This is a genomic window from Methyloversatilis discipulorum, assembly GCF_018780585.1.
GTDB classification, from domain to species: domain Bacteria; phylum Pseudomonadota; class Gammaproteobacteria; order Burkholderiales; family Rhodocyclaceae; genus Methyloversatilis; species Methyloversatilis discipulorum_B.
On sequence record NZ_JADMJL010000044.1, the window covers coordinates 1 to 1285 of the forward strand.

At 59.2% G+C, this 1285-nt stretch carries 1 protein-coding gene; it reads left to right on the top strand.

The annotated features are described in order from the left end of the window. Positions 1-80 precede the first annotated feature (80 nt). Positions 81-1282 (top strand): IS3 family transposase gene (locus tag IV112_RS17875; RefSeq protein ID WP_438362257.1). Its coding sequence is split into 2 segments (ribosomal slippage): positions 81-350 and positions 353-1282, totalling 1200 coding nucleotides; the frame shifts between segments, so codons are not numbered across the junction. The last annotated feature ends 3 nt before the right edge of the window (positions 1283-1285 follow it).

A 1285-nucleotide genomic window follows, 5' to 3' on the forward strand; every position in this document is an offset into this window, starting at 1 on the left:
TGACCCGCCCCCTATAAAGGAGTCCACGCAGAATGGTGATTCTGCTATGGATAATTTGCCCCTTTCAGGAGGTTTTTACAATGGCAAGGAAGAGCTATACGACCGAGCAGATCATCGGTTTATTGCGGCAGGCGGAGGTTATTCTTTCGCAGGGCAAGACGCTGGATACGGTTATCCGTGAGATCGGCGTAACACGGAATACATACTACCGCTGGCGCAAGGATTACGGCGGGATGAAGATGGACCAGGCCAAGCGCCTGAAGGAGTTGGAAGTGGAGAACTCCCGGCTCAAGCGTGCAGTCGCAGACCTGACGCTGGACAACCTGATCCTGAAGGAAGTCTCCACGGGAAAGTTCTAACCAGCCCCGGGCGGCGGCGCGACGCCGTCATATTTGCACAGCAAAAACTTGGCATATCAGAAAGGCGTGCCTGTCAGGCACTCGACGCCAACCGTGGCGCATTGCGCAAGCCCGTGAAGCGTGCGGCGGACGAAGAGCGCCTGACGCAGGATATTATCCGGCTGGCAAAGCAATACGGCAGATATGGCTACAAGCGGATCACCGCCTTGCTGCGCGCGGAGGGCTGGCGCGTCAATCGCAAGCGTGTGGAACGCATCTGGCGGCAGGAGGCGCTGAAAGTACCTGCGCGGCACAAGAAACGTGGCCGCCTGTACCTCAACGACGGTTCATGCATCCGTCTGCGGCCCTGCTGGCCGAACCACGTCTGGGCTTACGACTTCGTGGCCGAGCGGCTGCTGGACGGCACGAAAATCCGCTTTCTGACGGTGGTGGACGAATACACGCGGGAGTGCCTTGCGCTGCGCGTGGCCTACAACCTGAAATCCGATGACGTGATGGACGTGCTGACAAGCCTGTTTATCGAGAAAGGCAGCCCCGACCACATCCGCTCCGACAACGGCTCCGAGTTCACGGCCAAACCGATACGGGCGTGGCTGAAACGGCTCGGCGTCAAAACGCTGTGCATCGAACCGGGCTCGCCGTGGGAGAACGGCTACAACGAAAGCTTCAACGGCAGGTTCAGGGACGAGTTTTTGAAAGCGGAAGTCCTCTACTCACTGAAGGAGGCGGAGGTTCTGTCCGCGCAATGGCGGCATCTTTACAACCACATTCGTCCGCATAGCAGCCTTGGCTACAAGCCGCCTACGCCGCTGGCAAGAGCGCCTCGCATGGCAGCGCCGACCTACGCTGACGCTCCGGTCGCCGCTGCCATGCGATCAGGCGGAAACGTACCTATTGGGGGTGGACTCCAAAATGGGGGTTGACCA